The following is a 25911-nucleotide window of genomic DNA, read 5'->3' on the forward strand; positions in this document are numbered from 1 at the left end:
TGTGCCTAATAAAACGAGCACACGAAAGGATTCGTGCGCTAGCCAAATAATTAAGGAATAGGATCTATCTACTTCATCAAGAACCCACCGCCGATCAGATCATTGCCTTCGTAAAAGACAGCGGATTGCCCCGGAGCAATACCTTTTACGGCATGCGAAAAATCCACTTGCATGACGGACCCCTGCTGTGTGAGCGTAGAGATTGCTCCCGCATCCTTGTAACGTATCTTCGTAACAGCCTCCATCGGATGATCGATCGAAGCATATTTCACCAGATTGATATCCCGCACAAAAGCTTGTGTCTTTTCCAATTCATGCTCTTCTCCCAGCACGACGGAATTGCTTTCGGGTAGGATTTCGATCACAAACATGGGCTTACCCAAAGCAATGCCTAAACCTTTGCGTTGACCTATCGTGAAATAGGGATAACCTATATGTTGTCCTACGACCGTACCATCCGATAAGATAAAATTTCCGGGGCCGATCTCTTCATCCAAAGTGGGCCGTTTGTGGCGTAAAAATTCTCGGTAATCGTTGTTGGGCACAAAACATATCTCGTAGCTTTCGGACTTATTGGCCAACTCATGTTGTCCCATTTCCAAAGCCATGCGCTTGATTTCTTCCTTACGAAAACTTCCCAAAGGAAACTGTGTACGGGCTAGGTTTTCTTGCGAAACACCCCAAAGCACATAGGATTGATCCTTGTGCTCGTCCAGCCCTTTGGATACGACATACCGTCCGTTATCATGCAAGCGTATATTGGCATAATGCCCTGTTGCTATAAATTCACAGTCCAGTTTGTCGGCACGCTTCATCAATGCTTCCCATTTGATATGTGTATTGCACAGCACACAAGGATTGGGCGTACGTCCTGCAATATATTCCTCCACAAAATTGTCGATGACATAATCTCCGAATTCATTGCGGATATCCAGGATATAATGCGGAAATCCATAGTAGACAGCCAATGAACGTGCATCGTTGATACTGTCCAGGCTACAACAGCCCGTCTCCTTGGACGAACCTCCCGAAGAAGCATAATCCCAGGTCTTCATCGTGATACCGATGACTTCATACCCTTCTTCATGCAACATCACAGCGGCTACGGAGCTGTCCACCCCCCCACTCATCGCGACCAATACTCTGCCTTTTTTACTCATACCAAATAATAAAATGCAAAGATACCCTAAATTCGTCGATTAACATGTTTATTTCATGTAATTTTATCTCAATCAAAATCAATAGATTGCTATTTCGCCCGAAAATATTTAAGGCAAAAGTTTCAGATTTGAAAAAAAGAAACTACATTTGCATCGCAACAGCCGAAAGTGTTGTGAAGAGGTGCCATAGCTCAGTTGGTAGAGCAAAGGACTGAAAATCCTTGTGTCGCTGGTTCGAGCCCAGCTGGCACCACCTCCAAAAATCTGAACGTAACAGATGCAAAATAAAAACGTTAAGGTGCCATAGCTCAGTTGGTAGAGCAAAGGACTGAAAATCCTTGTGTCGCTGGTTCGAGCCCAGCTGGCACCACAGGAGAAGCCTCACAAATGTGGGGCTTTTTATTTCCCAAAACTTCCTAAAATATGTTGCACTTTACAAGATTTCATCGAGAAATACTCCGTAGATGCAGCACCTCTCTCTATAACATACGTCTGATTTCTGCAATGAGTAGCGAAGCGTCGTTGATCTGCACCACATGACCACTATTTTCTGCTTTCACCAAGCGACTATTGGAAGATAGATTCAATAGATCATGCTGCCCCTTATCCACCAACATACGATATTCATCCTGTATATTCGAGTCTTTAATACCTGCATAACGAACCTCATTCGTACCCATAATCACTGTCAAAGGGATGCTTCCAAAAGAAGTATACTGCTCCGCATCTTTAAAATTCAATTCGTCATTGTCCAATTCTTCCAGCACCTTATCACAGGTCCGGTAAAAGAAATCTCGCTCTTGCCTATGTAGAGGATGCTGTATAGGAATTTCAGGGGATAAAGGAACAAAAGAAAAAAGCCCTCTATAAATCCCGGTATTCAGGACAAATTTAATCAACCAACGTGGTGGCTGACGTAAAGCGTTTATCAGTTCAGGAGAAGACTCGGTTCTCTGCCGCGGATGCGCGGTTTCGACAAAGACAAGACCGGCAATATCCGCTTCGTTCCGTCTGATAAAAGGACGTAGATAAATCCCTGCCATAGAATGGCCAACAAGGATATACGGCTTGGGACATTGGGTTTTTTCCAACAACAATTCCAATTCTTCGGAGACCTGGTCATTCGTCACAGGCAATCCATTGGACTCACTAAACATAATTCCGTTGCGATCATATGCCATCGTAACGGCGTCCTCAGAAAGACTATCCTGGATTTGCTGCCAAATGGCATGACTGCTCCCCATACCGGATTGGAATATCACTGTATACCTGCCCTCCCCTTTCTTGACATAATGCAGGGGTTTGCCATTGATTTCGACAAATGTTTTATCTTGAAAAGCGGTCTTTTCCAGTTTCCACCGGCTATATTGCTCAAACAAAATCCCCACGAGTAAGAGGGCAATTCCAATAAGAAAAAACCATTTTAAAAGCGAAAACAAAAAACCGGTCATATAGCCTGTGTTTAAGGAAATATCCAATGTCAAAACTAGGGTGCTAAAATTACCAAAACCGTCTCCCATAATCTGCGTTGCTATACCGAAACTTCTGTTTTCATAATAAATACTTCCACTTTCATAAGTGGACAAAGCCTTAAAAGAATAGATTTGCGTTTGTAATATCGGACAAGTTTAAAACAATTCCCATAGCAAAGGTAGAAAATACGATGATAAATAAGTTCTGTACAGAGGGGTTAGCATGACGGTTATAGCTTTATATCTCATCTTTGTCGGTGTACTTTCGGCCTACCGCTCCTCCAAACATTGGCCATATCCCAACATGATCCCGTGGTGGGGCAAACCTTGGTGGATTTGGGGTGGAATACTCACAGGTACTGCACTACTGTTGGTAGATAAGGGATGGACAATCGGGGCTTTATTGTCTCTATGTGCATATATGACCTTTTTTTCAGGTATTATCTTTTTTGTCAATTGTGGCTCTCGAGTGAGGTTAACGGTATTCATCTTATTTCATGCAGCCTGTATATTGGGCTTAATCCTAAAATTCTGATATGCCGGCAAATCCAAAATACTTGAGTTCACGAGGTCAGAGAGCCTTAAAAATAAGCGCTGGCCTATTGGGTGGCTATCTGCTGTCGACCACACTGCATCTTGCCGCAGCGCTGGTACCGAATATAGGGATCAACCTAATGGTTTCCGGTACATTTTCGGGCTTTCTATTGTGGGTATTGTTTATGGTTTTAGCCTTTGTGGCTCGTAATGGTTGGGTGGTTTGGGGTATCTACCTCTCACTCTCGTTGATTTTTGGTCTTATCGCTTACTATGGAGGTATACGATGAAGGGGTTGGGAAATAGATCGTACAATATTCTGTTCCATACGCACACCGTCAGCGGCATCGTGATCAGTGCTGTATTATTCATCATTTTTTTTGCTGGCGCCATATCGCTCTATAAACAGGAAATATACCAATGGGAGGATCCTGCGGCACGGATACCTGTCGTACACAATATCGATTACGAAAGGGTATTGACACGGTTGGATTCGGTGAAAGCCGGTGTCAAGGAGACACATGAAGTCAGTGTAAAACTCCCTTCGGATGCCCGTCCCGTGTACACCTTCTATGTGCCTGTAGAAGATTCCACAGGTATGAATTATGTCACCTTTGTATATAACCCACATACGGATAAAATTGTTGAACACTCTAGCGGGGATGGGAGTACCACGGGCGAAACACTATATAGGCTACATTTTCTGGATCAGGTTCCCTGGTATATTGGCCGTTATATAGCAGGTTTTGTTTCTCTCTTCTTTGCGTTTGCTGTGGTTACGGGATTGCTTATCCATTGGAAAAACATCGTTGCTAAGTTTTATGCCTTTTCATTCAAGTCGGTAAAGAAGCAATTTTGGACCAACGCCCATACTGTGTTCGGGGTGATCGGTTTGCCTTTTCAGCTCATGTATGCCATTACAGGGGCATTTTATCTATTGAGCGTGTTTATTCTAGCCCCTGCGGTGGTGATATTGTTCAAAGGAGATCAAGATAAACTGGTCACGATGATCTATCCTCCGGAAGCATTTCACAGTCATGATGAAGAGTTTCCCCCGGCCACGCATATGCCCATCGCAGAGGGTCTGGAACAGATACAACGGGATCATCCGGATTATCGTGTCTCTTACCTGGAAATAGTCAATCCCGGCACAGAAAGTGCAGTATTGGTAGCTGATCTGGTAAACGAACAAGCATTCAACCGGGATGGTACAGTCGTGTTGGACTTGCATTCGGGTGAATACAAATTACGGATCAAACCGGGTGAAAAGAACTATGCACAGTCCATCCTACTCGGTATCAGCAAAGTGCATTTTGCCTCGTTTGGCGGATGGTTGATGAAAGCCCTGTACTTTATCCTGTCGATATTCACCTGTTTTGTCATTATCAGTGGGGTACTGATATGGAAAGAAGCCCGCAATAAACCTTCCTATAGCGAAAAGCAACGCCGTTTTCACCATCGGGTCACTACACTATATCTCTCGGTATGTTTCACGTTATTTCCAGCTACAGCTCTGCTTTTTATCGCCGAACAACTTGTTACCCAAGGCGCAGGACATGCCGACCAGGTCAACTCACTATTCTTTGTCGGTTGGTTGCTGTTTGCAGTCGTCGGATGTCTATGGAAAACCGAAAAACAGATTACTACCTATTGTCTGACGTTGGGTGGAATATTGGCCTGTATCGTACCGATGGCTAATGGTTTCGCAACAGATGATTGGCTTTGGTTATCCGTAACCCGGCATCCCTACGTATTTATTACAGATGTGGCATGGTTGATAACCGGAATATTAGCTTTGGCACTCGCCTTGATGATGAGGCAACAATCGGTTAAAGTCGTCTCTTCATAAAGGTTTCGGAAGTTTCCCTCGCAAACCTACAGCTACCGCTCCCGTAGTTTCATCGGTGAATAACCGTGAATTTTCTTGAAAGCAATACTGAAATTGGAAGTGTTTTGATAGCCCAGACGCATACCGATCTCCTGCACGGAGATATCCGTATCCAAGAGGTATCTTTTGGCTTGGTGCATGCGAATGTCCTGCAGATAACCGAATACCGTATTTTGAAACAACGTTCTAAATCCTGTTTTCAGTTTGGTCTGGTTGATACCGACACGGTGTGCCAGCTCAATAATGGTAAGCGGCTTTTCCAGATTATCCCGGATGATCGAAGCTGCCCAATGGATTTTTTCCTGATCAGCGGCACCTAACGTACACCCTTCCTTTTGCTGTTCGACATTTTCATAGAGCAACGCAATAATTTCATAGACTTTGGATTCAAGATATATTTTTCGGGTCAACCCTTCGTAAGTACATGCTTTTATATCCTGAATAATGTTGTAGATGGCCGGAGAAATATGTACGTTTTGTGGCAATAGATTTGCACTGATATCCCGATGTATCTGTGCCAAAAAATGATCAAACATCTTAGATTCACCAGCATAGTGGTTCAACAGGGAGAGCGGGAGATGGACATCAAAAGTATGGTATGAGGATTCTTTTTGAAAAAGAATTCTTGCCTCATTTTCTTCGGCAGCAAGGAAGGCAATATTTCCCGATCTGGCTTGAGTGACATGTTCGACACCAGACTTGTCTTGATACGATATGGCCTTGTCCGACAGATTAAACTGTATTTCGAGTAGTGCCGAATCCCCTTTTCCAGCTATCGTCATATCATTTTCCATGTGATAATACCCCTCTATAATGGATAAATACTCACGTAAAACCTGCTCTTTGTACTGTATGTTACCTTTGGGCGTAGTCAATTTTATTTGGCTGGTATCTTCTCCAGAAGAAATATGGGTCTTATCAACAGAAGTGATAAAATCACCAAAATCCGCACCTAAAATCTCGTAACCCATAATATTTCTGTTTTCATAATAAATACTTCCATATTCATAAATACGCAAAACCTAAACGACATACCTTTGTCTCCACAAAACTAATTTATAATTAGTATAAATAAAAAAAGATCGAATTAAAATTTTTCAAGGCAATCCCTATAGCCAAGGTAAAGGATACGACAGAACAACAGCAGACACATCAAAAATAGCATGTTAAAAACACTTTTTACAGGGATAATCACAAACCAGTTTATGCTTAAAGGCAATGAATATAAAGTATTTAGGCGATCAAAAAAAGTTTTCTGTCTTGTCACGACATGGTGCTACTGTGCAGTTGTCTTTGCACAATCAGACTCTCTTTCAAGCGTCGAAACAGCAAAAAATGACACAACTTCATTAGCCGAAGTTTCGGTACTTGGTTATTCGGCTACACAACTTGCCAACCGGCAAGCCTACAATGTGGTTGCCATTGATGCAAAAAGATTTCACAATACCACATCGGATATCGCCCGCGTACTCGACCGTACTCCAGGAGCACGTCTACGGGAAACAGGCGGTGTAGGGTCGGATTTTGATCTTTCTATCAATGGCTTCTCCGGCAAGCGCATCCGGTATTTTCTGGACGGTGTTCCGATGGACAATTTTGGACCGTCCTTTCAGATCAACAATATCCCAGTCAACTTAGCCGAACGGATCGAAGTGTACAAAGGAGTCGTACCGGTATGGCTAGGTAGTGATGCTCTGGGCGGAGCGGTCAATATCATAACCGACAAGCGCATGAAAAATTATATAGATGCCTCTTATTCGTATGGTTCTTTCAACACGCACAGGACCAATATCAATGCCGCAATTACATCAAAAAACGGGTTTACCGTACAATTGAACGCTTTTCAGAATTATTCCGACAATAACTATAAAGTCACTGTGGATGCCGCAGATATCCGCACCGGAAAATATTACCCCAACTCCGTATTGAAGCGTTTCCATGACCAATACCACAATGAAACGGCCATAACCAAAATCGGCTTTGTAGACAAAGCTTGGGCAGATCAATTGCTGGTTGGCATGACGCTCGGACAGTATTACAAAGAAATACAGACCGGAGCGCAGTTGAGCACCGTGTACGGGGCCTGGCATGCCCGAGGCAACATTATCATGCCAACACTTAAATACCAAAAAAAGGACCTATTCACCGAAGGACTTAATGTGACAGTGAATGCCAACTATAATCTGGGCAAGGAACAGAATATTGATACAGTGCATGCCCGTTTCGGTTGGCTAGGCGATACCGTGGTCTACCGGGGAAAAGGAGGTGAACAGTGGTACAGCCATTATGTGTATCGCAACAATACTGCCAACGCATCGGCAACGGCTACTTATCGCATTAATGACAAGCAATTTCTAGCATTAAACAATGTGTACAGCCATTTTAACCGAAAGGGAGACAATCTGGTTGCGCCAAATGAAAGACAATACCGTGTCCCTCAAAAAACCAACAAAAATATCCTTGGACTGAGCTACCAGTATACCATTGCCGACAAATGGAGCGCAACCCTATTTGGAAAATATACCACGCAAACAGCAAAGACTACCTTGATCACAACCGTACCCGGAAATGCACTCGACACGATATACACAGATGTGGATGCAGATCGAAATAAACTGGGCTATGGGATTGCAGCGACTTATTTTGTAAAACCTCATTTTCAAGTCAAGGCTTCTTATGAAAAGACTAACCGTATGCCCGAAAGCGAAGATATTTTCGGCGACGTAATCAACAAAGAAGCCAATTGGGAAATCAGGCCCGAATCGAGCGACAACCTCAATATAGGATTGAATTACACACACTCCTTTGCCCGCCATCACCGTGTTTATGTCAGCGCTACACGCATCTATTATTACGCCAAGGATTTTATATACAATGCTTTCAATAATGTTGAAAATAAGATTATTGCCAGAAATTTACTACAAGTTTCCAATACGGGGCTGGAATCTGAAATACGATATGCATACAAAGACATGCTGTCGATCGGAGCTAACATGACTTCCCAAAATATACGTGACAGGCAGAAATACCGTGACGATCTACCTGTAGACGCTCAAATCAAAAGCGACACGTACAAAGAACGGATTCCCAACATTCCCTATCTCTTCGGAAATGCGGATGCATCTATTTTTCTGAAAAATGTATTCGATAAAGCAGACCGTCTGAGCATAGGCTACAATATATTGTATGTACATGCCTTCTATCTCTATTGGGCAAAAGACGGTGCCGCTGAAACCAAGAGAGTCATTCCCAGACAGCGCGCGCAGGATGTCCATATCACGTATGCCTTGAAAGGCGGAAAATACAATCTTTCATTGGAGTGCAAAAACCTGACAAACAACAGGCTATACGACAATTTCAGTCTACAGAAACCCGGCAGGGCATACTATGTCAAGTGGCGTTACTTTATCTATAAATAACCCTATATGAATTATTTAAAAACCAAATTGTATATATCATGAAATCATCAAAATTCATTTTTATTGCTCTCTTCGCGCTGTTATTCAGTGCCTGTGACAAAGACCCGGTAACACCTATCGAAGAACCTCCAACAGAAGAAGAACCCGGAGAAGGCATATTCATTTTGGCCACCAAAAAAGGGCTTGCAGGTGCAGACGTATTACTGACTAGCAGCACCTTAGACGAAGGTGTGATCTCTCCTACCGGAGCCGGAGTAGAACAAAATGGCTCCGACCGTACTTACCTCGTCAAAAACAACATGCTCTTTAGTTTCATGTTCGGAGGTTCACAGGCCGGCGCAGTGACTGCCTATAAAGTCAATGCCGAAAAACAGTTGGTAAAGGTTACCGATTTTCAAACCGAAACGCTACATACCTACGGATCAGTAGGAGATGACATACTGATGGTGAAAAACTCATGGCAATCGGCAGAAGAATACATGAGCTGGTACAGATTTGACACTAAAAAACTCGAAATCGTAGCACAAGGTGAAATCAACACCAAACAGCTTGCCGGGATACAAAAAAATGAAATGGCGTTTTTCACGGATATCAAGCAGGTCGGTGATAAGGTTTTTGCGCCCTTTTGGAGCATTGAAAATGCTGTCGGTTTCAAAACCAAACATCCGGACAGTTCCTATATCGCCGTCTTCAGCTATCCGGACATGAAATTGGAAAAAGTCATCCGGGATGCACGTACCGGATCTATCGGCACCTATTTCAGAAGCGGCATGGAAGTCGATGAAAACGGAGATGTGTATGTCATCGGTACGAAGCTCGGACCGGATATGAGCGGTCAGTACAGCACAACTACACCTGTTGCCTTTATGAAAATAAAAAAAGGCACGACCGAATACGACAAATCCTACTTCTTCAATATCACGGAAGCATCGGCAGGAAAATACATCTTTCAAAAATTATACTTAGGAAAAGGCAATTTCTTATTGGTCATGGGCGACGCACCCAATACTTATGGAACGACAATGTATTTCTTCACGCCGATCAGTTTTGCCATTGCCAATGTATACGATGCCTCGTATAAGGTGGTCACCGGCTCTGCAATACCTGCATCAATTTATCGTACAACGGAATATAGCTTTAATTATTCCCCTCTGGACGGTAAAACAGGATACATAGGGATCAATACTTTGACCGATCCCGGGGCTGTATTCAAGTTTGATGCAGAGACCGCTACGGCTGTACCGGCCTTAAAAGTAGATGCAGGAGGTTTTACCAGCATAAACAGGGTATTGATCAGTAAATAATTAACAAATAAAAATAGTGATGTCTGAAAAGTCCAAATCGCCATCACTATGAAGAGGGCTGTCTCCTACGTTTGTCTTAAACAAACGGGAGACAGCCTCTTTTTTATTTACATCAAACAAGGGGTTATTTAGATAATTTTGGCAAAGTCCCCCCTACTACTTATTCTCGTTCCAATCGTAACTATCCCCCTTCTATTCACCTTGACACAAATATTCGGCGGCAAGCTTATCCAAAAATTGCCATAACTTTTCATTCATCTCACTAAAATCGTAATGATGGATTTCATCGGGCTTTTGAACAAATTTGTGTGTGGTGTTATGAGTCAAAAAATCCACTTCTTCGGCAATAAGCAACTCAACTGTTTCCTGTGTAAACTCCATATGGCACTGAAAGCCATAAACCAAATTGTTATATGCGACAATCTGTCTTGGGCAACCTGCACTCGTTGCCAATACTTTGCTTTGAGGTGTAAGGCCTGGCATATCGTTGTGCCAATGCCCGACAGGCAGGGTTGAGCCGAAATGATTTATTTTTTCGTCTTTCAATCCATCTGCTGTAAGCTGTATCGGGAATACGCCGATTTCTTTTTCGGGGCTATGCTCGAATTTAGCACCCAATGCCTGGCCAATGAGCTGAGACCCCAAGCAAACACCTACAACGGCTTTGTCTGCCTGAATGCATTTTTGTATGACAGCAATCTCGGCTTTTGCGTTGAAATGGGGACATTCTTCCTGCGTTGTATCGGGGCTTTGAGGCCCGCCCATTACGATAAGCAAATCAATATCTTCTGCTGTTTCGGGTATGGGCTGGTTTTCAAATACCTTTGAAAACGTAATGTTATGATCTCTTTGCTTTGCCCATTCCAGATAAGCTCCGGGCGCTTCAAATGTTTCGTGTTGAATAAAATGTACGTTCATTGCTTAATCTTTATGCTCATTCCAATAATAGCTATCGGGGTAAATCCTTTGTCCGAAAATAGCTGTACCTACTCGTATAATGGTTGCTCCCTCTGCAATGGCGGTCTCCAAATCGCTACTCATTCCCATGGACAATTCCTGCATTTCTACATTAGGAATGTTTAAAGCTATGATTTGCTGTTGAATATCCTTGAGCAAGCGGAAACATTTACGCACCTTTTCCGTTTCGGCACTGAACAGACCTATGGTCATCAAGCCTTTTATTTTCAGGGTTTCCAACTGCGCAACCTGTTTTACCAATTCAATAGCATTATCGGGATTTGCACCAAATTTGCTTTCTTCAAAGGAAGTATTTACCTGTATCAATACTTCCATGGTTTTGTTTTCAAACTGTAACCGTTGGTGCAATTTTTCTGCCAGATCCAGGCGGTCCAATGATTGAATGCAGGACACATTATATTTCAAAAGGTCTTTGATCTTATTCGTCTGTAAATGTCCGATAAAATGATTGGTATGGGGAATTTCCTGTAATGCTTCATATTTTTCTTTGAGCTCCTGTACTTTGTTTTCGGCTATCAATGTATGTCCTGCCTTTAATGCAATTTTGATACGTTCGGCAGGTACGGTTTTAGTTGCTAACAGTAATTTTACTTCGTCAGGGTTCCTGCCGTTTTCCTTACAAGCTTTATTGATCCGCTCCTGAATGATAGTTATATTACGGAGAATATCTTCGTTCATGCTTCTATTTGTTTTTCTTCCAGTTCTTTGATCAGTGCGGCTTTCATCAACGTAAAGGTGTGGTCTTGCGCCTCTGCATAGGAGATATTGTACCTACGTTCTATAAGCTGGAATTCCTGTGGAAAACGGGATAACAGTTTATCGTAATACTTGTCCAATATTTCTTTCGAAGGCATCTCAAAATTTATCCGCAACTGAAACCGCCTCGTCAATGCCGTATCAATAATCTCGGGGTGGTTCGTCGCGCATAGCAACAATGCTTTTTCGGGAAAGTAGTCTATCAGCTGTATCAAGGTGTTTACCAATCTTCGCATTTCGCCTACGTCCTTATCATCGTTGCCCCTTGCTTTTCCGATCTGGTCAAATTCATCTAAAAACAAAACCGCTTTTTCCCTGCCTGCTTTATCGAATACTTGCTTGATGTTCTGTGATGTTTCGCCAATGCGTGAACAAATTACATTGCTCAGATTGAGTATTAGAATGTTTTTACCCAATGCGTTTGCAATGGCTTTGGCGGTCATTGTTTTGCCACAACCCGAACTGCCGTGAAGCAATATTTTGTTATTTACAGGCAGTCCGTATCGGCTTAATTCCTCAATATATTTATGCTCTTTAATAAGCTGTTCAAACTTTTGCTTGTTAGCTTCATCAAGGAATATATCATTTAATGATACCTGTTCTTTGTCGTTTATGATCAGATCAAATACGTTCATACTATCCTTTTCATTTCAATATGCTAAGTTACCGATTAAGTCCACCATTTATATTATTTCCACCAATAGTAATAATTGTGATTACCATCGTATTCAAAACCACAACGTGGATATAATTTGTTGCCTATGTCGTTTGTTTTTTCGGTTTCGAGCATCAATCCGCAAGCTCCGGTTTCATCGCACCATTGTTTGGCCCTGTCTATCAATGCTACCGATAGTCCTTTACCTCTGTAATCGGGATGAACAAACAAATCGCTCAATAACCATTGCTTTGCCAATTTGATGTAATGATAGAGTTTGTACAACTGAACAAAACCAACTGCTTTGTCGTCTGCATACACGACAAAAATGTTTGATTGATCGTTGTCCAATCGTTCCTTAATAAACTGTTTGCACTTTTCGTAATCGTCTGCCTGACGGTAAAAAACCCGATAGCGGTTAAATAATTCTGCTGTTGTGTCTAAATCGTTTAACCCTACTTTTTTGATGTTGTACTCCATTGCTTTAAATTAGTTTAATTGAAATTGCAAAGTTAATTTTCAATAGGACTATCTTTGTAGTCCAATTCGGAGATAAAAGGTAGTCCACATGAGTTTCTGATTAAAAGAAAAAAGCCCCAAAAAATTCGGGGCTTAATTTGTTGTTTTGTTAAATGCTAATCTCTTTTCAAAACTTCCCTTATTTCAATGTTTCCGCCTACTTGGTCAAAAATCGGATTAGCTTTTGCGATTTCTACCGCTTCATCAATGGTTTCGGCTTTTACCACAACATAACCGCTAACAAATTCTTTGTTTTCGGTGTAAACGCCGTCTGTCACTTCCTTGTTGGACTTTACGATTTTTGCACTTCCTGCAAATGGCAAAAGCGTGTTGCCTTTGTTTACCAATTTGCTTTGTGAAGAAATTCCTGCTAACCAATTCATACGTTCCTGCATTTGTTCAGGTGTTGGTCTGAAATCGGAAATGTCTTTTAATCTGAAAATCAATACAAATTCTTTCATTGTCTATAAAATTTAATTATTTCTTGTAAGACAATTTCAAATTGCGGAACGTGACAGAAAGTAGAGAAATTTTTAAATTTTCATCAATTTCTCGGGGTCAACGACAGAAAAAATATTTGTGATTTTTCCGTTTGAGTTTAATTCAAATATTTGACAATTTATCAAGGTTGTACCTCTGTAAAACAGTAATGCAGATTGATGATTGATTTCTTCGATTTTGATTTGAAGGTCTTTTTGATGATTTTCATAAACGTAGGTCATCAGTTTAATGGTGTTGTCAATTCCCGAAGTCAGTTCAGCAATAGCTTGTAATTTATTTCCTGCATCTGCCAAAACCTGCACTTCATCAGACAGCATTTGCTCCAACGTTTTGACATCGCCTTTACGGATTGCGGACACATATTTTTCTAAATATTTTCGGTCTTTTGCAGACGAAGTTGCGATTTCGGGTTTCCACAATTTCAGTTTCTTTTTGGCTCTTGTGAGGATTTGTCGGGAATTTTCTACCGAAATTTCTAATATTTCAGCGATTTCATCGTGTTCGTAATCAAACGCTTCTTTGAGCAAAAAAACGGCTCTTTCTTTGGTATTCAAAGTATCGAGTAAAACGAACATTGAATAGTTAAGTATTTCGTCTAATTCAATTTTGCTTTCGCCTTGATTGGTAACGATTGGTTCGGGTAACACAATTTTTTGTTGCCTTTCTCTGTCGTTTTTCTTTTTTAGGTTTATGGCTTGGTTGATGACCGATTTTATCAGATACGCATTTTGATTAGAAATTGAACTGACCTCTTTTTCATTGAATTTTATTAAAACGTCCTGAATTACGTCTTGGCTATCGTCAATATTTCCCAAAATGTTGTAAGCATAAGGGAACAGTTTTTTGTTCAATGTGTTTAAGTCGTCCATTTTTGGATTTTAGAGTTAGACAATTTCAAAGGTAATAATGTGACAGGTTTTGAGAAAATGTTTCAACTGTATTGTTTTTGCGTTTCGCATTGGCAAAAATGCAAAGGGACACGCCCAAACAAAATTTAATTGAAATTGCAAATTTAGATTTTAATAGGACTATCTTTGTAGTCCAATTTATAGATAAAAGGCAGTCCACAATGTTGCCATACGAACACATCATTATTATAGATAAAGAAAGCAAAATCTCTGTTTACAGGCAGATTGCTATATCAATCATCAATGCTATTAGAAACGGTACTTTGAAAGCAGAAACGCATTTGCCAAGTAGCCGTGAATTGGCTAAAACGTTGGGCGTGCACCGAAAGACCGTAATTGCAGGTTATGAAGAACTAGAAGCACAAGATTGGATTACGATTGTTCCAAGAAAGCACGTTGCCGTTTCGGGGCATATCCCTTTGCTGAAACCTCAAAAATGGGGCGAACCTGATATATTAACACCTTACGAAAATGATTTAAGCATACCTTTTAGGATTGTAGAAGAAAATACCATTAGCAAAAATGTGGCTTCTTATCCCGATATTATCATTGATGACGGACACCCTGACGTAAGATTGTCGCCAATAGATGATTTATTGAAAACATACCGCTCGCTTACTTCAAAAAAGTATGCTATTAAAAATGCAAACATCGGAACAGCGCAGGGAACTTTGAAGCTCCGGGAAGAGCTGGTCAATTACCTGTCGGTAACAAGGGGGCTAAATATTTCGGTGGATAATATTCTGATTACCCACGGCGCACAAATGAGTATTTATTTATCTGCTCAACTGCTTTTAGGGCATTCGTCCAAAATCATTGTAGGCAAGCCTAATTATCCTGTTGCCAATAAAACCTTTGAAGAAACCGAAGCGAAAATCATCGAGGTGAATGTAGATGATAAGGGTATTGATACAGATGTCATTGAAAGGATATGCAAGCGAAAAAAAATTGATGCCGTGTATGTCATTCCGCATCATCATTACCCTACAACCGTAACGTTAAGCGTGGAAAGGCGGGTAAAATTATTGGAACTATCCAAACAGTTTTCGTTTGCCATTATCGAAGATGATTACGACTACGATTATCATTATACATCTTCGCCTTACCTGCCTTTGGCAAGTGGCAACCACAACGGAAACGTGATTTATATAGGCTCTTTTTCCAAAATTTTAGACCCTGCTTTGCGCATTGGTTTTATGGTCGCTCCGAAAAATTTTATTGAACAATGCACCGCTTTCAGAAAAATAATAGACATGGGCGGTGATGGCTATATGCAGAATGCTTTGGCTACATTGATAAAAGAGGATGAACTTAAAAGGCATCTGAAGAAATCAAAAAAATGCTATCACGAACGCAGGGATTTTTTAGATGCGTTGCTGAAAGAAAAATTGGGCAAATCCGTTTCTTATACGTTGCCAACAGGCGGAATGGCTATCTGGGTAAAACTCAACCCCGGCTATTCTATTGCCCGACTTGTTGCCAATACGCAGTTTAAAATTATAAGGTGGGATGCGGAACAAAACGCATTCCGGTTTGGCTTCGCATCTATGGACGAAACAGAATTGACACAGGCTGTTGAGGCTCTGAAAATGGGATTAGAGAAAATCAGTTGTAACGGTGATACTTCAACGCAAGTCTAAGGCAGAATATTAAATATACACGTAAAACATATAGAAATGAAAAGAGGCTGTCTAAAAAGCCTTTTTTTAAAAAGGCTTTTTAGACAGCCTCTTTGCTCCTCAGACTGGGCTCGAACCAGTGACCCTCTGATTAATCCCGATAAATCGGGACTCTAACCTGCTGAGCTATTTAAGCCAAGAAAATCCAACAACTCTTCCGAAGTGTGAATATCAGCTATTATTTCTTGAATAATTCGTCTACTTTTCTTTTTCTTCACTGTCTTCTCAACAAGCATAGCAGTACACCTATCTGGAAAGGTAAAACTCTTTAATAAAACCCAAGGTCTATGTTTTGAAGTATAGGTCTTTCTATCAGACGAATTATGTGCTAACAAACGACCTTCCACATCGTTTGTCTGTCCGATATAGTACTTGTCCGATGACTCAGAATACAATATGTAAAGATAATAGGCCATAACAAAAAAGCCACAGCGACTGCTATGGCTTTGCTCCTGAAGCTGGGCTCGAACCAGCGACCCTCTGATTAACAGTCAGATGCTCTAACCTGCTGAGCTATTCAGGAATTTTTAAAAAGCACTATCTGCTTTTCGTGATGCAAGTATCGGAAGTTTAAGGCTGTTATGCAAATATTTTTTTCAAAAACACCACAAGTCATTCATTGCCAACAAGAATAATTTATAGCAGCACGCCAGACAGAATCACCGTGATAAAAGTAAAATAAATGATCAATCCGGTCACATCCACCAAGGTCGATACAAAAGGGGCCGACGAACTTGCCGGGTCTGCCCCAAGACGTCTAAGCAAGAAGGGCAACATCGATCCGGTCAACGACCCCCACAAAACAACTCCGATAAGGGACAGACATACCACCAAACCTACCAGCATCCAATGTTCACCATATGTATGTGTAAAAAATTGCCAGGTAGCAATTCGGAAAAAACCTAATGTACCCAATATAACGCCCAGAATAGTACCGGAGATTACCTCCCTTTTCATCACCCGCCACCAATCTCCTATGGTTACCTCTCCCAAGGCCATAGCCTGGATAATCAATGTAGACGCTTGTGAGCCACTATTTCCTCCACTGGATATAATCAATGGCATCAAGGCAAACAAGAACACCACCGTAGCCAATTGGGCTTCAAAATGCTCAATGACAGTAGCCGTCAACAACTGTCCCAAGAACAGTACGATCAACCACCCCGCACGCTTTTTGACAAGATGCATAATAGATACATCCAAATAGGGCTCGTCCAGTGCCTCCGTACCCCCGAAACGCTGCATATCTTCGGTATACTCTTCATTAGCCACCCAAAGGATGTCATCTATGGTCACGATACCCAGCATGATCCCCTGCTCATCTACTACAGGCAAAGCCACACGATTGTTCATACGGAATACCGTCACCGCTTCTTCCTGTGGGTCGTTGGCATTTAAGGAAATGAGCCGATTGTCGATCAGTTCGCCGACCCTGGTATCCGGATCCGCCAAAAGAATATCCTTGATACGAATATCATCGATAAGTTTACCTTCGTTGTCAATGACGTATAGCACATCGATCGTCTCCGAAGCATTTCCATATTTCCGGATATGCTCCAATATACGTGCAATCGTCCAATGCTCCTTGACCGTAATGTAATCCGGTGTCATCAGACGTCCGACACTATCTTCCGGATATCCCAATAGAGACAATGCTTCTTTACGCTCTTGGGGAGGGAGCATGATGATCAAACGCTTGACCACATCCCCCTTTAATTCCCCGAAAAAAGATGTCCGGTCATCAGGAGGCATCTCGTTGATGATCTCACGTATCTTGGCAGCTGAAAGCTTTTTGAATATACGTTCCTGCGTGGGAAAATCCAGGATACGAAAAACATTGACTGCTCGTTTTAGGCTTAAGGTCTCCAGGAAAAGCGGGCCATATTCGGGAAGCTCGTCAATCAATTCTTCTACATCCGAAATATTCAGTTCGTTCAGAAAATTCTCCAGTTCGCTCAGATTATTCTCTGCGATCAACTGCTCGATATGCGCAACTGTCATGTCCAATTCTTCCATAAGCACCCTCCTAGATTTTTAATCCTACATGTTATGCAATGATTTTTTGTTGTTGCAAAAGTCGTTTTTTTAATCGAAAAAATATAAGGTTTTTTAGGAATAGAATAAAATTATTTTCGAACTCCTAATCTGCCAATATGACATCCTACAAATCATACGGAGAAAGCCCCGAATAGAGAGGATCATAAGCAATCCGAAGGCCATGGATCAGCTTATATATTCCACGATAGAAAGAGACACACATGTATGCTATTTCTCCCCGGATTGCCCGCTCACGAAAACCAGAGCTGAATCCCCAAATCTGCAAAAAATTAGAGCCATAAAAAATTAAAGACAGCCATTGGGCATGTAGGAGAGGAGATCGCTTAATCCATACTTTTTTACACTCGCATAGGAAATATATCAATTAAAAGTAATACATTAGACACAGCATAATAATATAAGATTAACATCACGAAATAAGGTTTTTAATTGGAAAAACAAACAGTTTTTCTGATTTTAAATAAAATAATAACAAACTTTTATTCAAATATTTATGACATTATATATAATCTTTTAATAAATATATAATAGCAAAAACAAACTAATTTTTTTAGCAACAACAGTAAAACACATAATATAAACAAATCAACATATTTATAATGAGATATTTAATATCATTTATATTAACTATATATTCAATATCTATTTTTTGTCAGGTATTTGACAATTCCCAAGCGCATTTCAACATAAAATGGAAACAGATCGGCACGGAAAAAATAACCTTAATTTTCCCTCAAGAATTCAGCGCACAAGCTCCTAACCTCGCTATGCAACTGGAACATTTTTTGGATCAAGTAAGCCGTGATTTCAAACGACCTACCTCCAAAATTCCGTTCATTGTTCAAACCCATCATGTCCAACCCAACGGTTTTGTGATGCTTGCTCCGCGTAAATCAGAGCTCTACTCTACCCCACCGGCTATCGCCGACAATCAGGAATGGCTGCCCAATTTAGCACTACATGAAAGTCGGCATGTTGCTCAATTTGACAATTTGACAGGAAAATTAAAAGGGTCTTTTTTCCAACAATTGGCCTTGGCACTATTCGGACTCAACCTACCGTCCTGGTATTTTGAAGGAGATGCTGTCCTCCATGAGACGATCTATTCTACCGGAGGCCGTGGCCGACTAAGCTCTTGGAATATGCCCGTTCGAGCCAATATATTGTCTGGAAGAAACTACGGTTTCAACAAATATGTACACGGGTCATTCAAGGATATAGTTCCTAGTTATTACACCATCGGTTACCTTATGGTCAGTGAATTGTTTGAACGAGACACACTCATCCATGGCAAGATCATTGACGAGATGAACGGAAAATTATTACGTCCATTCAACTTTCAGCGCGCCCTAAAAAAACATAGCGGCATGAGAGGTAATCAATTATTTGACACCACGATGCTGCACCTTCAACAGTCATGGAATGACCACGTAGACTCAACAGCAGCCCGTCCTTTTCCCCTCACTGATCGCTACGCTACAGACTACTACATTCCACAGGTTGTAGATCAAAAAATATACGTTCTAAAAGACAGTCGACAAAAGGTTCCAACTATTGTCTACCTTGATCCAAGCAAAGACATGAAAGAAAAAAAAGTTATCAAAGTCGGCAGGCAAATCATGCCCTACTTTCATATCCACGATCACTTGATTGTCTGGGACGAACTCAGAAAAGATCCCCGTTTCCAAAAACAAACATACAACATCATCAATATCTATGATCTCCAAACACAAAAAATCAAAGCGCTGACCCACAAAACCCGATACTATACCCCTACGCTGTCTCCCAACCTACAAACCATAGCCTGCGTAGAAATCGATTTGGCAAACAAAAGTTCATTGATTCTATTGGATAGCAAAACGGGAAAAATCAAAACCTCTATTCCCATGCCAGAAGATTTGCAAATCCAACAACCCCAATACCACAAGAGCGGACATAAAATCGTAGCTATAGCACTAGGTAAAAAAGGAACTAATCTCGTGGAAATAAATTTAAACACAAAAGAGATCAAAACATTGTTCGAATGGAACAATATACAGTACGAACGTCCCATCTACCATGGGAATAAAATCATCTACAAGGCCAATTACAATGCACAGGACGATATATACCAATTGGACAATGGTCGCATTTCAAGAATTACGCATGCTACTCATGGTGCATTCAATCCTTCTGTACAGGACGATACACTATGGTACAATGACTATATGGCTACAGGTTACAAAATAAACCAAACATCATTTGACCATATAGACGCCGACTCCGTATCCCCAGCCCCTGTACAAGCGCTATATCCTCGTCAAAATGCCTTTCGTTTTGATCCTGCCGTAGACAATGGCCGAAGCTATGACATCAAAGACTATCACGTGACAGCCCATAGCATCAATTTTCACAGCCTTACCCTTAGTGGCAATGACTTTGAGAGTTTTGACAACCTGCGCCCTGGATTATTTTGGCTCTCCAACGATGTTTTGAACACCACACAGGTTAAATTAGGGTACGAATACGATATGGACATCCGCAAAAGCATCTATTCTGCCGAAATCAGCTATCAGCGGTACTATCCAAAATTCAGCCTGTCGTACCGAAATTATGGACAAATCGATCAGGCAAAAAATCCGGACGGCTCTTACACCGGCTTCGACTGGCGCGAACATGCTGTTTCTGCCAATATACAGCTTCCATTCTCGATCTACAGACGACACTACACTTACAGCTATGGGGTCAACTTTGCGACCTCTTATCTGCAACGTTACAACGTCAGCCTATCCAATCTCCAAAATTTCCACACTTCTGTATCATTTCCGCTGAATTACCAGATTTACCTCAACCGAAATCATACGATGAGCAGTATGGACCTAACACCGCGATGGGGGCAGAATTTTAGCTTTACTTACAGACATATACCATTTGATGCCGATCAAAAAGGAGCAGCCTGGTCTTTTAGGACAAACTTTTATTTCCCCGGTATCCTACTCAATCACGGCCTCCAAGTCCGTTATTCCATACAGGAAAAATCCGGTAGATACACACCTAACAATGATATCCCTCTGCCCGAAGGTTTCAGCTTCTATCCTACCCTCTACTTAAAAAACACTTTATTGATGAATTACAGATTCCCTGTCGCTTATCCCGATTGGTCTATCGGTTCATTAGCTTACATCAAGCGCATCAGAGGTGACTTCTCTGCCAACTATCAAAATCTCGAAAGTGCAGATTGGACACCAAAAACAACTGGGATAGGGCTATCCCTAGACATGAATTTCTTCAAATATCCCTTACCCCTGTTTTCCCTTGCCGGACGGCTGACCTATATACACGATGCCAAGGCTAGACAAACAGTAGTCCCGACCTATTCGATCAGTTACTCGTATTGAGAGGATATATCTTGTAGAGACGCGATTAACCGAGCGTAGCGAGCTCATCGAAGATAATCGCGTCTCTACTTACCTTTTATCACAACTTTTCCTTCTTTCCCAGGAGAACCGGAATATATCTGTCCCTGGGGAAGACCTCTAAGCCCTTGTGGAGCCCGCGCAATCATACCATAAATATTATTTAACTCTGCACTGGGGGTAACGTGCAATCCACCTGGCGTAACATCCGTCAACACGTAGTTTTTTGCCTTTTTGTCCGTACTTTGAGGCGTTATTCCTGCAGAATCGTAGGTCAAGGTCACATTACCCGCATCCCCATTCGGGAATGTCTTTGTCCCATTCATTGCATCCTGCCCTCTGGCAATGATATACAGCGAGCCCAATTTTTGGAAATTGACCGCTATATCAAAGTTGGACCCGTTATTTTGTCCACCTTGTCCCATTATCATGGCCTGGTTGTCTATTTCGGCATGCTTGACCACGAGCTTCACATCCTTTTTTCCAAAAAACTGCAAAGAAGACTTATCTTTCATAATCAATGTATCGATATACACCACGCTGGATGAATCCCTATCGGAAAACATCTTCTTTTCTTTTTTCTTGAGCACGAGCTTATCAAAATGTTGCGTATTTGTCTGTCCTGACACCGTAAGCAATGTCACCAAACAAAAACACAATGTGCTTATCCAAGTTTTCATAACAACTCCTTTCTTTTCGTTAGAATATATGTATCCCCATAAAGTTTAATCTCCTTCTTTCAGATAACGAACGATCAATCCCGCAGCTTTTTTCGATGCGCCCGGTTTTCCCAATTTTTCCGCCAGTACCTCATAATTTTCCAATACACTCGCGCGATGTTCGGATTCACCGATCAAACGGCCAAGCTCATCACGGATTTCTTCAGGATTACAATCCTTCTGAATGAGTTCGATAACGGACAGATAATCGTTGATGAGGTTGACCAAAGAGATAAAACGTACCGTGATAAGCTTCCGGGCAATCATGACAGTCAATGGGTTGGCCTTATATACAACGACTTGCGGCACCTTTAAGATACCTGCTTCCAAAGTTGCGGTTCCCGAAGTCACGACTGCAGCCTCTGCATGTTTGAGTAGGTCGTACGTTTGGCCAAAGACAACAGGAATATCCAATGTTCCGGTAAATTGCCTATAGTATTCTTCGTCAAAATTAGGTGCTCCCGCAATGACTAATTGGTGCTTTGGAAAGGCATAGTACATCTCCATCATATCGGGCAGAAGCTGTTCGATTTCCATCTTGCGGCTTCCGGGAAGCAGAGCAATAATCGGATCGTCTCCCAGACCATTATCGGAGATAAAATTGGGATTAAATTCATATGCATCAATAGCATCCAGCAACGGATTGCCCACATAATCGACTTCCATCCCAAAATGTCGGTAAAAATCGACTTCAAACGGAAGGATACAAAACATATGATCAACGACTTTCTTGATCTTGTGCACCCGCCCTTGGTTCCAGGCCCATATCTTGGGTGATATATAATAACACACGCGGATGCCGTGCCTCTTGGCAAAAGAAGCTATCTTCATATTGAAGCCCGGAAAATCGATAAGGATTACGGTATCAGGCCTGTACCGAAGGAGATCTTCTTTTACTTTTTTGAGATTCCTCGAAATCGCACCCAAATTCTTGACGACCTCCACGAATCCCATAAAAGCCATTTCGGAAGCATGTATCAACGGCTGTTGCTCCGCAGCAAGTGCCATTTGGTCTCCACCCACGATACGAAATTCAGCTTCTGTATCCTCCTGCCGCAGTGCTTTGATAAGATTTGCCCCATGCAAATCTCCCGATGTCTCTCCTGCTATCAAATAATACTTCATGTGTTATTGTTAAAACTTCAACCTTAATACCGGTTAAAGATAACCATTCTTTGAACATGGATGCAAAAGACAGGAAGATTCCACAAACAAGAAAAAATAAAATTACACAGTACGGGCAAAAGATCTTTTGCCCCTACTTAATCACTTCCCTCGCAGCTTTCATCAACGGGCTGGCAAATACAAAATCATTCAGCTCCTGCACATCCGAACGCAATATATCCTCGTTCGTACCTTCCCAAAATTTTTGACCGCCATAGAGAAACATAATGTATTCTCCTATTCCCATGACCGAATTCATATCGTGCGTGACTACAATGGTCGTACATTGGTATTCCTCGGTCAATTCCTGTATCAGCTCATCGATCAAGATAGCAGTTGCCGGATCCAGACCGGAGTTAGGTTCGTCACAAAAAAGATATTTGGGGTTCATACTGATAGCTCGGGCTATACCTACCCTTTTTTTCATCCCCCCCGAAAGTTCAGCCGGATACAGCTTATTCTTGCCCGCCAGATTGACCCTTTCCAAACAAAAATTGGCCCGTTCGACTTTTTCCTTTCGGCTCATCTCGCTGAACATGTCCAATGTAAACACAATATTCTGCTCTACCGTCATGGAATCAAATAAGGCTGAATTCTGAAACAGCATACCTATTTCCTTTCGTATAGGTATCTTCTCTTCAAAGTCCATCTTGGTAAATTCCTGCTTGTCGAAAAAAACCTGCCCCTCATCGGGTTTGTGCAAGCCGACTATACACTTCAACAGGGTACTCTTGCCCGAGCCCGAACCACCGATGATCAAGCTGACCTTTCCCGGTTCGAAGACAGCATCGATATTCTTCAACACGGTATTCTCGCCAAAAGACTTGCTTATATTTTTGATCTCTATCATTCCTTACACCTTACAACATCATAGCCGTGATCAGGTAGTCACTGGCCAAAATCACAATACAACCGACCACTACCGCCTTTGTGCCTGCCTGCCCCACTTCTAATGCACCGCCACGCACAAAGAACCCCTTATAGGCAGGGATGGACGTAATGAAAAAGCCATACACAAAAGCCTTGACCATCGCCACGGCTACCGTAAACCCATTGAACGAATCCCGGATACCCAGGATATAATCGTTGGGACTGACCGCACCTGTCGCCGAGCCACCAACCAGACCACCGATAAGCGCACAAAATATCGCTACAGTGACCAGAGCAGGCACCATGATTACACCCGCAATGACTTTTGGCAAGATAAGATAGCCCGCCGCATTGATGCCCATGATTTCCAGAGCATCGATCTGCTCTGTGACGCGCATCGAGCCGATCTGCGAAGATATGGACGAACCGACCTTGCCCATCAATACCAAAGCCGATATTGTAGGACCTAGTTCCAAAATATTGGAGTCCCGGTTGATCTGTCCGATCACAGAATTGGGAATCAAGTCGGACACCAACTGAAAGGCTATCTGCATCGTCATAACCGCACCTATGAACGTAGAGATAATGATGATCAGCCCTACAGACCCTACGCCTATCTCGGTCATTTCGTGCAGGATCTCACGCCAGTAGATCTTCCACTTCTCCGGTTTCTTAAAAACCTTCTTCAACAACAGAATGTACTCACCAAAATGAAAAAAAAACATATATCAGTTTTGACTTAATACGCTAAAATACATATTTAATTTCTTGCCCGTTCAAAATTTGTATGATATTTTTTGCAGACCTATATGGTAACGGTAAAAAGGTGGATTTGTTTTTTAAACTAATGTAAAACACACCGATCAAAAACCCACATTGACCGAAAGATTAAGACCAACCACAACCTTTGCCTTGACAGCAAGCCCAATGATTCGGTAATTTTGCAGCGTAGATAATTTTTACTTTTAGATTAACAATGGTATATTTAACACGGTATGAGTAAAAAGATCGGAACAGGGGTTTGGTTTATTTTTTTCGGCATCATCATTCTGCTGCACAATTTTGAGGTCATTCGCTTCAATTTTTATGCAATGTTGGACTATTGGCCCCTACTCATCATATCCATTGGCATCAACATTATTCTACAAAACAGACCAAATGGCCCTTTGATATCTGCTGGGGTCAATATTGTTATGTGTCTCTTTCTACTGTATATTGGACTGACGTCAAAGTCCAGCCTAAAGCTTGATCTGCTATCCAAATACGAAGGGCTAAAAGATACTATAGGCTTACAAGAAGTAGTCATACTCCCCTTTACCGATTCTGTAGCAGAAGCCTCATTGATATTCGACTTGGGTGCAGCTACCCTTATACTAGATAGCCTTCCTACCGACAATCTGATTCAGGCATCCGGCACTGACGGTGCTGCAAGGATTAAATTAGAAAGAGTGACCGATACACCGAAAAAAGAAATCGAACTGATCGGTGTCAACAGCAAAGGTAATAACAGCAAAAACACCATTCACCTAGCACTACACCAAGCACCTGTTTGGAATTTAGAATTTAATATGGGGGCATCCAGTTTTACGGGCGATCTTTCCGCTTACAAATTTTCCAACCTGGAGATCAACTCTGGAGCGACAGCATTAACCCTTCGTCTCGGCATGCCCCAATTGGAAACATCGGTCATAGAAATCAATACAGCCGCTTCCTCCTGTAAGATCACGCTTCCCAAAGATGCTGCCTGCTTGATCGAACACGAAAGTGTCCTATCCAGCAAAAAATTGGATGGCTTTACCAAAAGCGGCGATCACTACAAAACAGAAAACTACGACACCTCCGCCAACAAATATATATTGAAAATTACGGGTGCAGCCAACTCTATTTCGATTAATAGGGAACTGTAATAACTTGACAGAACCCATAAATATA

The 25911-nt window shown here is 41.8% G+C and carries 23 protein-coding genes and 3 tRNA genes; 10 read left to right on the forward strand and 16 right to left on the reverse strand.

The genetic code is table 11. The features are described 5' to 3' along the window. Positions 1–68: 68 nt before the first annotated feature. Complete coding sequence (gene mnmA, locus G5B00_RS10860; protein ID WP_163874877.1) at positions 69–1160, reverse strand: tRNA 2-thiouridine(34) synthase MnmA; 1092 nt, start codon at positions 1158–1160, stop codon at positions 69–71. A gap of 180 nt (positions 1161–1340) precedes the next feature. Between mnmA and G5B00_RS10865 the strand changes: the two genes are divergently transcribed. Beyond that, positions 1341–1413: transfer RNA gene (locus tag G5B00_RS10865), tRNA-Phe, on the forward strand. Positions 1414–1457: 44 nt separating this feature from the next. Further along, positions 1458–1530, forward strand: a tRNA-Phe gene (locus G5B00_RS10870). Between the two features lie 109 nt (positions 1531–1639). Here G5B00_RS10870 and G5B00_RS10875 read toward each other — a convergent pair. Then, the gene (locus tag G5B00_RS10875; RefSeq protein WP_205966395.1) at positions 1640–2680 is read right to left on the reverse strand and encodes an alpha/beta fold hydrolase; all 1041 of its coding nucleotides are present in this window, start codon (positions 2678–2680) and stop codon (positions 1640–1642) included. Positions 2681–2855: 175 nt separating this feature from the next. On the opposite strand from G5B00_RS10875, the gene G5B00_RS10880 reads away from it, so the two are divergent. The 3 genes from G5B00_RS10880 to G5B00_RS10890 are packed head-to-tail and all read left to right on the forward strand — an operon-like array spanning position 2856 to position 5015. After that, positions 2856–3167 (forward strand): hypothetical protein, encoded by a 312-nt coding sequence (locus tag G5B00_RS10880; protein WP_163874882.1) that lies wholly within the window; start codon positions 2856–2858, stop codon positions 3165–3167. Position 3168: 1 nt separating this feature from the next. Continuing rightward, on the forward strand, positions 3169–3456 hold the full coding sequence (locus G5B00_RS10885; protein ID WP_163874885.1) for a hypothetical protein: 288 nt from the start codon (positions 3169–3171) through the stop codon (positions 3454–3456). Beyond that, positions 3453–5015: a PepSY-associated TM helix domain-containing protein gene (locus tag G5B00_RS10890; RefSeq protein ID WP_163874888.1), complete on the forward strand. Its 1563-nt coding sequence runs from the start codon at positions 3453–3455 to the stop codon at positions 5013–5015. The genes G5B00_RS10885 and G5B00_RS10890 overlap by 4 nt, the downstream gene beginning before the upstream one ends. A gap of 32 nt (positions 5016–5047) precedes the next feature. Here the strand turns inward: G5B00_RS10890 and G5B00_RS10895 are convergent, their stop codons facing one another. Then, positions 5048–6025, reverse strand: coding sequence for a helix-turn-helix transcriptional regulator (locus G5B00_RS10895; protein WP_163874891.1), 978 nt, complete (start codon positions 6023–6025; stop codon positions 5048–5050). Between the two features lie 192 nt (positions 6026–6217). On the opposite strand from G5B00_RS10895, the gene G5B00_RS10900 reads away from it, so the two are divergent. Next, complete coding sequence (locus G5B00_RS10900) at positions 6218–8473, forward strand: TonB-dependent receptor (RefSeq protein WP_163874894.1); 2256 nt, start codon at positions 6218–6220, stop codon at positions 8471–8473. Positions 8474–8511: 38 nt separating this feature from the next. Continuing rightward, positions 8512–9777, forward strand: a complete 1266-nt coding sequence (locus tag G5B00_RS10905) for a DUF4374 domain-containing protein (RefSeq protein ID WP_163874897.1) — start codon at positions 8512–8514, stop codon at positions 9775–9777. A 192-nt stretch (positions 9778–9969) separates the two neighbouring features. On the opposite strand, the gene G5B00_RS10910 is transcribed toward G5B00_RS10905, so the two are convergent. The 6 genes from G5B00_RS10910 to G5B00_RS10935 form a co-directional block, all read right to left on the reverse strand. Continuing rightward, positions 9970–10695 (reverse strand): type 1 glutamine amidotransferase, encoded by a 726-nt coding sequence (locus G5B00_RS10910; RefSeq protein ID WP_163874900.1) that lies wholly within the window; start codon positions 10693–10695, stop codon positions 9970–9972. A 3-nt stretch (positions 10696–10698) separates the two neighbouring features. Continuing rightward, a complete protein-coding gene (locus G5B00_RS10915) occupies positions 10699–11433 on the reverse strand; it encodes a YggS family pyridoxal phosphate-dependent enzyme (protein ID WP_163874903.1) in 735 nt (244 codons plus the stop codon). Next, positions 11430–12146 (reverse strand): AAA family ATPase, encoded by a 717-nt coding sequence (locus G5B00_RS10920; protein ID WP_163874906.1) that lies wholly within the window; start codon positions 12144–12146, stop codon positions 11430–11432. The genes G5B00_RS10915 and G5B00_RS10920 overlap by 4 nt, the downstream gene beginning before the upstream one ends. Positions 12147–12199: 53 nt before the next feature. Beyond that, positions 12200–12646, reverse strand: a complete 447-nt coding sequence (locus tag G5B00_RS10925; RefSeq protein ID WP_163874911.1) for a GNAT family N-acetyltransferase — start codon at positions 12644–12646, stop codon at positions 12200–12202. A 155-nt stretch (positions 12647–12801) separates the two neighbouring features. After that, positions 12802–13146, reverse strand: coding sequence for a YciI family protein (locus tag G5B00_RS10930; RefSeq protein ID WP_163874914.1), 345 nt, complete (start codon positions 13144–13146; stop codon positions 12802–12804). 72 nt (positions 13147–13218) lie between these two features. Next, a complete protein-coding gene (locus G5B00_RS10935) occupies positions 13219–14055 on the reverse strand; it encodes a sigma-70 family RNA polymerase sigma factor (RefSeq protein WP_163874917.1) in 837 nt (278 codons plus the stop codon). A 200-nt stretch (positions 14056–14255) separates the two neighbouring features. On the opposite strand from G5B00_RS10935, the gene G5B00_RS10940 reads away from it, so the two are divergent. Beyond that, positions 14256–15734, forward strand: coding sequence for a PLP-dependent aminotransferase family protein (locus G5B00_RS10940; protein WP_163874920.1), 1479 nt, complete (start codon positions 14256–14258; stop codon positions 15732–15734). Between the two features lie 152 nt (positions 15735–15886). On the opposite strand, the gene G5B00_RS18400 is transcribed toward G5B00_RS10940, so the two are convergent. The 3 genes from G5B00_RS18400 to mgtE all read right to left on the reverse strand — a co-directional run bounded on the left by G5B00_RS18400 (position 15887) and on the right by mgtE (position 17789). Then, on the reverse strand, positions 15887–16189 hold the full coding sequence (locus tag G5B00_RS18400; protein WP_163874923.1) for a GIY-YIG nuclease family protein: 303 nt from the start codon (positions 16187–16189) through the stop codon (positions 15887–15889). Between the two features lie 33 nt (positions 16190–16222). Then, positions 16223–16296: transfer RNA gene (locus tag G5B00_RS10950), tRNA-Asn, on the reverse strand. Between the two features lie 113 nt (positions 16297–16409). Continuing rightward, complete coding sequence (gene mgtE, locus G5B00_RS10955) at positions 16410–17789, reverse strand: magnesium transporter (RefSeq protein ID WP_163874926.1); 1380 nt, start codon at positions 17787–17789, stop codon at positions 16410–16412. A 641-nt stretch (positions 17790–18430) separates the two neighbouring features. On the opposite strand from mgtE, the gene G5B00_RS10960 reads away from it, so the two are divergent. Then, on the forward strand, positions 18431–21208 hold the full coding sequence (locus tag G5B00_RS10960; protein ID WP_163874929.1) for a hypothetical protein: 2778 nt from the start codon (positions 18431–18433) through the stop codon (positions 21206–21208). 65 nt (positions 21209–21273) lie between these two features. Here the strand turns inward: G5B00_RS10960 and G5B00_RS10965 are convergent, their stop codons facing one another. From G5B00_RS10965 to G5B00_RS10980, 4 genes are all read right to left on the reverse strand, one after another. Continuing rightward, a complete protein-coding gene (locus tag G5B00_RS10965; protein ID WP_163874932.1) occupies positions 21274–21906 on the reverse strand; it encodes a hypothetical protein in 633 nt (210 codons plus the stop codon). 45 nt (positions 21907–21951) lie between these two features. After that, a complete protein-coding gene (gene lpxB, locus G5B00_RS10970) occupies positions 21952–23070 on the reverse strand; it encodes a lipid-A-disaccharide synthase (RefSeq protein ID WP_163874936.1) in 1119 nt (372 codons plus the stop codon). A gap of 133 nt (positions 23071–23203) precedes the next feature. Further along, the gene (locus G5B00_RS10975) at positions 23204–23959 is read right to left on the reverse strand and encodes an ABC transporter ATP-binding protein (RefSeq protein WP_163874939.1); all 756 of its coding nucleotides are present in this window, start codon (positions 23957–23959) and stop codon (positions 23204–23206) included. A gap of 10 nt (positions 23960–23969) precedes the next feature. Beyond that, positions 23970–24704, reverse strand: coding sequence for an MlaE family ABC transporter permease (locus G5B00_RS10980; protein WP_163874942.1), 735 nt, complete (start codon positions 24702–24704; stop codon positions 23970–23972). 270 nt (positions 24705–24974) lie between these two features. On the opposite strand from G5B00_RS10980, the gene G5B00_RS10985 reads away from it, so the two are divergent. Next, on the forward strand, positions 24975–25886 hold the full coding sequence (locus tag G5B00_RS10985) for a LiaF transmembrane domain-containing protein (RefSeq protein WP_163874944.1): 912 nt from the start codon (positions 24975–24977) through the stop codon (positions 25884–25886). Positions 25887–25911: the final 25 nt, after the last annotated feature.

This window comes from Parapedobacter sp. SGR-10, assembly GCF_011030405.1.
Classification (GTDB): domain Bacteria; phylum Bacteroidota; class Bacteroidia; order Sphingobacteriales; family Sphingobacteriaceae; genus Sphingobacterium.

What these genes read in the sequence shown, in the direction of transcription:
- mnmA (WP_163874877.1), bottom strand. Translation starts at nt 1,160, where the DNA reads ATGAGTAAAAAAGGCAGAGTATTGGTCGCGATGAGTGGGGGGGTGGAC.
- G5B00_RS10875 (WP_205966395.1), bottom strand. Translation starts at nt 2,680, where the DNA reads ATGGGAGACGGTTTTGGTAATTTTAGCACCCTAGTTTTGACATTGGAT.
- G5B00_RS10880 (WP_163874882.1), top strand. Translation starts at nt 2,856, where the DNA reads ATGACGGTTATAGCTTTATATCTCATCTTTGTCGGTGTACTTTCGGCC.
- G5B00_RS10885 (WP_163874885.1), top strand. Translation starts at nt 3,169, where the DNA reads ATGCCGGCAAATCCAAAATACTTGAGTTCACGAGGTCAGAGAGCCTTA.
- G5B00_RS10890 (WP_163874888.1), top strand. Translation starts at nt 3,453, where the DNA reads ATGAAGGGGTTGGGAAATAGATCGTACAATATTCTGTTCCATACGCAC.
- G5B00_RS10895 (WP_163874891.1), bottom strand. Translation starts at nt 6,025, where the DNA reads ATGGGTTACGAGATTTTAGGTGCGGATTTTGGTGATTTTATCACTTCT.
- G5B00_RS10900 (WP_163874894.1), top strand. Translation starts at nt 6,218, where the DNA reads ATGTTAAAAACACTTTTTACAGGGATAATCACAAACCAGTTTATGCTT.
- G5B00_RS10905 (WP_163874897.1), top strand. Translation starts at nt 8,512, where the DNA reads ATGAAATCATCAAAATTCATTTTTATTGCTCTCTTCGCGCTGTTATTC.
- G5B00_RS10910 (WP_163874900.1), bottom strand. Translation starts at nt 10,695, where the DNA reads ATGAACGTACATTTTATTCAACACGAAACATTTGAAGCGCCCGGAGCT.
- G5B00_RS10915 (WP_163874903.1), bottom strand. Translation starts at nt 11,433, where the DNA reads ATGAACGAAGATATTCTCCGTAATATAACTATCATTCAGGAGCGGATC.
- G5B00_RS10920 (WP_163874906.1), bottom strand. Translation starts at nt 12,146, where the DNA reads ATGAACGTATTTGATCTGATCATAAACGACAAAGAACAGGTATCATTA.
- G5B00_RS10925 (WP_163874911.1), bottom strand. Translation starts at nt 12,646, where the DNA reads ATGGAGTACAACATCAAAAAAGTAGGGTTAAACGATTTAGACACAACA.
- G5B00_RS10930 (WP_163874914.1), bottom strand. Translation starts at nt 13,146, where the DNA reads ATGAAAGAATTTGTATTGATTTTCAGATTAAAAGACATTTCCGATTTC.
- G5B00_RS10935 (WP_163874917.1), bottom strand. Translation starts at nt 14,055, where the DNA reads ATGGACGACTTAAACACATTGAACAAAAAACTGTTCCCTTATGCTTAC.
- G5B00_RS10940 (WP_163874920.1), top strand. Translation starts at nt 14,256, where the DNA reads ATGTTGCCATACGAACACATCATTATTATAGATAAAGAAAGCAAAATC.
- G5B00_RS18400 (WP_163874923.1), bottom strand. Translation starts at nt 16,189, where the DNA reads ATGGCCTATTATCTTTACATATTGTATTCTGAGTCATCGGACAAGTAC.
- mgtE (WP_163874926.1), bottom strand. Translation starts at nt 17,789, where the DNA reads ATGGAAGAATTGGACATGACAGTTGCGCATATCGAGCAGTTGATCGCA.
- G5B00_RS10960 (WP_163874929.1), top strand. Translation starts at nt 18,431, where the DNA reads ATGAGATATTTAATATCATTTATATTAACTATATATTCAATATCTATT.
- G5B00_RS10965 (WP_163874932.1), bottom strand. Translation starts at nt 21,906, where the DNA reads ATGAAAACTTGGATAAGCACATTGTGTTTTTGTTTGGTGACATTGCTT.
- lpxB (WP_163874936.1), bottom strand. Translation starts at nt 23,070, where the DNA reads ATGAAGTATTATTTGATAGCAGGAGAGACATCGGGAGATTTGCATGGG.
- G5B00_RS10975 (WP_163874939.1), bottom strand. Translation starts at nt 23,959, where the DNA reads ATGATAGAGATCAAAAATATAAGCAAGTCTTTTGGCGAGAATACCGTG.
- G5B00_RS10980 (WP_163874942.1), bottom strand. Translation starts at nt 24,704, where the DNA reads ATGTTTTTTTTTCATTTTGGTGAGTACATTCTGTTGTTGAAGAAGGTT.
- G5B00_RS10985 (WP_163874944.1), top strand. Translation starts at nt 24,975, where the DNA reads ATGAGTAAAAAGATCGGAACAGGGGTTTGGTTTATTTTTTTCGGCATC.